4 protein-coding genes are annotated in these 4,688 nt (G+C 61.4%); all 4 read left to right on the top strand.

What is annotated here, in order from left to right:
• Positions 1–726: acrylyl-CoA reductase family protein (locus V5B39_RS21915; protein WP_332344933.1), on the top strand; the 726-nt coding region annotated here is incomplete at its 5' end.
• Positions 727–760: 34 nt separating this feature from the next.
• Complete coding sequence (locus V5B39_RS21910; RefSeq protein ID WP_332344932.1) at positions 761–1,894, top strand: GGDEF domain-containing response regulator; 1,134 nt, start codon at positions 761–763, stop codon at positions 1,892–1,894.
• Positions 1,895–1,938: 44 nt separating this feature from the next.
• Positions 1,939–3,837, top strand: coding sequence for a propionate--CoA ligase (locus tag V5B39_RS21905; protein ID WP_332344931.1), 1,899 nt, complete (start codon positions 1,939–1,941; stop codon positions 3,835–3,837).
• Positions 3,838–4,053: 216 nt separating this feature from the next.
• The coding region (locus V5B39_RS21900) for an HDOD domain-containing protein (RefSeq protein WP_332344930.1) at positions 4,054–4,688 on the top strand (635 nt) is incomplete at its 3' end.

Below are 4,688 nucleotides of genomic sequence, written 5' to 3'. Positions count from 1 at the left end.
TTCGACATCGGCGTCGCCCACCACGGTGGCTACGCCGAGTACGCCAGGGTGCCCGCCGATTGGGTGGTCCCGCTCCCTTCCGGACTGTCGCTGCACGCCGCCATGGCCCTGGGAACAGCCGGGTTTACGGCGGCCCTGGGGATCGTGCGGATGGAAGAAAATGGCCTCGATCCGAGCAAAGGCCCGCTCATTGTCACCGGGGCAACCGGTGGCGTCGGCAGTCTGGCAGTGGACATGCTGGCCGCGCGAGGCTATCAGGTCACCGCCCTGACCGGCAAGGAAGACGAAACCGATTATCTGAAGGGACTCGGTGCGAAGACCGTGATGTTCCGCTCGGCACTCGATCTGACGCGCATCCGGCCACTCGACAAGGCACTCTGGGCAGGAGCCGTTGATAACCTCGGGGGGGAGGTTCTGGCGTGGATCGTCAGCACCATGAAACAGGGAGGAACGATCGCCAGCATCGGTCTTGCTGCCAGTCATTCACTCAACACCACGGTCATGCCCTTCATCCTGCGTGGCGCCTGCCTGCTCGGAATTGACTCGGGCTACATCGGCGAGCCGTATCGCAGCGGCGTCTGGCAGCGTCTGGCCGGCGATCTGCGACCGCAACATCTGCAGGAGATGGCACGTACCATCCGTTTTGACGATTTGCCGGGAGTCTTCGACGACTACCTCAAGGGTCGTGTCCGCGGTCGGGTTGTAGTCGAAATTGCCGGCGCCTGAATGGCGCCGAGCCGAAAACGAATCCCGAGACGCGATGAACAACCCGAAGCAGCGGCCTCGCATCCTGATTGTCGACGAATCGCGGATGGCACGCGCGGCGCTCATCGAACAGGTTCGCGAACACTACGATTTCCGTGAGGAAGTCAACGGCGAAGCGGGTTGGCAGGCACTGGTTCTCGACCATTCCATCCGGTTGGTGATCTGCGCGTTGTCGATGCCGATGCTTGATGGCGACGGTCTGCTCGCGAGAGTTCGCGCATCCCGGCTTGCCCGCCTGCGTCAGATACCGGTGTTGATGATCGCCGGCGACAATGAAGAAGCGCATCGACGTGCCCGTGAGCTCGGGGCTTCCGACTTCATCCACAGAGAAACCGGCCGCACCGAACTGCTCGCACGCATCGCCCTGCTGCTGTCGTCCGGACAGGCACAGGACCAGCTCGGCGCGAATTCCGAAGGTCATCCGGACACCGGGCTGCCAACACGTCAGCAGATCGACATGCAGACGACGCAGGCCTTCTCGTATGCGCAGCGACACCAGATACCGGCAAGCCTGCTGGTGATGGCCTTTGACCGCTTCGACGAGCTGCGCGAGACGCACGGTGACGAGGTGGTCAAGGAAATGCAGAAACGTTTCGTGAGCATGCTGTCGAAAAAATTGCGCAAGGAGGACTGCCTGGGTCACTATTCCGACAGCGAGCTGGCGGTGATCTCGGTTGGCACCCCTTACCCAGCCTGCGAGGTCTTTGCCAATCGCCTGCGCGAAGCCCTCGCCGTCGCCAAGATTGCAGTACACGGGCATCGCCTTGATCTATCGATCAGCATTGGCGCCGCCAATACCCCGGTCGATCGGACGGTCTCCGCAGCATCACTGCTCAGCCTCGCCGGCGAGCGTCTCAAGATCGCGCAACAGGCCGGCGGCAATCGCGTCATCGCCTGTGTCGAGAAACCATTGACCGAGATCCCGGTTCCCAGGCTTGGCCATGCCATCGACCTGATCAGGTCCGGCCGTGCGAGGGCGGTGATCCCGCATCTCGTCCATCTTGGCAAGGAGGTACTCCCCTTTCTGGAACTTCTGGAAAGGGAGTTGAAGTTGGGCCTGCCTATGGCAGATATTCGCAGCAGGATCCTTGACCGGGAGCACGAAGTCCAAGACACTCGGCAAGCGTAGTTTCCACCAGTGCAAGTGGTTCACATTTTTGAAGAGGGAGTCTCATGACGACAATCCAAGAGTTTCACAAAAAATCAATCGAACAACCGGACGCCTTCTGGGGTGAGGAAGCCAAAAGCATCGACTGGCACAAGCCGTTTACTCAGGTCCTCGATTTCTCCCGTCCGCCGTTCGCCAAGTGGTTTGTGGGCGGCGAAACCAATCTTTGCTACAACGCGGTCGACCGTCACGCCGCCAAGCGTCCGAATGACCGCGCGCTGGTGTTCATTTCGACCGAAACCGACCAGGAAATCGTTTATTCCTTCGCCGAACTCAAGCAAGAAGTCATGCGCATGGCAGCGGTCATGCAGAGCCTCGGCGTCGGCAAGGGCGACCGTGTCCTGGTCTACATGCCGATGATCGCCGAGGCGATGTTCGCCATGCTCGCCTGCGCACGTATCGGCGCCATCCACTCGGTGGTCTTTGGCGGTTTCGCTTCCGGGTCGCTGGCCACGCGTATCGACGATGCCACACCAAAGCTGGTGGTCTCGTCGGACGCCGGCATGCGCGGTGGCAAGGCCGTACCCTACAAGGACCTGCTCGATGAAGCGATTTCCCTGGCTGAACACAAGCCGAGCAAAGTGCTGATGGTCGACCGGGGTCTCGACAAGGGTTTCAACAAGGTCGAAGGCCGCGACGTCGACTACGCCACGCTGCGCGCCCAGTTCATGGACGCCGACGTACCGGTCACCTGGCTGGAATCCTCGGAGCCGTCATACATCCTCTACACCTCCGGCACCACCGGCAAACCCAAGGGGGTGCAGCGGGATACCGGTGGCTACGCGGTGGCGCTGGCCTCGACGCTGAAGTACATCTTTTGCGGCAACGAGGGCGAGACCTATTTCGCCACCTCCGACATCGGCTGGGTCGTCGGCCATTCGTACATCATTTATGGCCCGCTGATCGGCGGCATGTGCACGATCATGTACGAAGGCACACCGCTGCGCCCCGATCCGGGCATCTGGTGGCAGATCGTCGAGAAGTACAAAGTCAACGTCATGTTCTCGGCCCCGACCGCGGCGCGCGTCCTCAAGAAACATGACAGCGCCTACATGCACAAGTATGATCTGTCGAGTCTCAAGCACCTGTTCCTCGCCGGTGAGCCGCTTGACCAGCCGACGCACGAATGGATCATGGGCGAACTCGGCCTGCCGGTGATCGATAACTACTGGCAGACCGAAACCGGCTGGCCGATTCTGTCGGCCATGCCGGGAGTCGAAAAGACCGAGATCCGCTTCGGCACGCCGAGCTTCCCGGTCTATGGTTACAACCTCAGGATATTCCGCGAGGACGGCACGATCTGCGACCCGGACGAAAAAGGGATCGTCGGCATCCTGCCGCCGTTGCCACCGGGTTGCCTGTCCACCGTCTGGGGCGACGATGCGCGCTTCGTCTCGACCTACTTCTCGCTGTTCCGCGAGCCGCAGGTCTACTCCTCGTTCGACTGGGGTATCAAGGACAAGGACGGCTATCACTACATCCTCGGCCGCACCGACGACGTGATCAACGTTGCCGGCCACCGCCTCGGGACTCGTGAAATCGAGGAGGCCATCCAGGGTCATCCGGCGATTGCCGAGGTGGCCGTGGTCGGTGTTGCCGACCAGCTCAAGGGTCAGATGCCGATGGCCTTCGCGGTGGTGAAGAACGCCGACAGCATCGCCACGCCGGAAATGGTGGTCGCCCTCGAAAAGGCGGTCATGAAGAAGGTGGACGAGAGCCTCGGCGCGATCGCTCGCCCGAGCCGCGTACACTTCGTGACGGTACTGCCGAAAACCCGCTCGGGCAAGCTGCTGCGCCGCTCGATCCAGGCGCTCGCCGAAGGCCGCGATCCAGGCGACCTGACGACCATCGAGGACCCCAAGGCCCTCGAACAGTTGCAGCTTGCGCTGGGCAGCAAGACCTGATCGAAACCTGCCAGGAAACCGGCAAGCAATTGCCGGAATTTGCCTGCCGCCTGCAGAGGCGGCAGGCTTTTTTGTCGCGGTTGCCGGCAACCGCCCATCGACAAACCGGATCGATCAGGGCAGCCACTGTGCGCGGGCCACCCATACCAACCCGCGCCGCCAATGGCCGGGCTTTTTGTAGCATAATCAGGCGGAAACTTTGGACCTGAGACCTTCTTGATCAAATTTGTCGACCCCGACCGCTATCGCTCGATGAAGGCAACGGGCAAGTTGCCATCACCGAAGGGCGTTGCCTTTTCGATCATCAAGCTCTTGCAGCGGGATGATTACCGGGTCTCCGAGCTGGTGCGACTGGTTCAGTCCGATCCCGCCATCGCCGGACGCCTGCTGAAATTTGCCAATGCCGCTGCCTTCGGCCGTACGCGGCCAATCGTTTCGTTGCAGCGCGCCATCGTCGCCCTCGGTTCTTTCCGGGTACGTGACCTGGTGATCGGCCTCTCGGTCATGCATAGCCATGCCAGCGGACAATGTGCCGAGTTTGATTACGCAGGTTTCTGGGGGCATTCGCTGGCCACCGCCATCGCCTGCCAGGAACTCGCACATTTCGTGCAGATTTCGAGCGAAGAACTTTTCACCATCGGGCTCCTGGCGCGGGTCGGCGAGCTCGCCATGGCTTCGCTGTACCCCAGCGAATACGCCGTAGTGCTACTCGCAGCCAGGGCAAGGCACGGCCAGTTGGCGAATCTCGAACGGGAATCCTTCAACATGGACCACTATCAACTCGGTGCGACGATGCTCGCCGAGTGGGGCCTGCCCGAAATGCTGATTCAGGCTGCCTACCATCATGAGCA

It is taken from the genome of Accumulibacter sp., from assembly GCF_036625275.1.
Lineage (GTDB): Bacteria > Pseudomonadota > Gammaproteobacteria > Burkholderiales > Rhodocyclaceae > Accumulibacter.
Note: the sequence above shows the minus strand (reverse complement) of the source record. Positions and strands in the feature narration are given on the sequence as shown.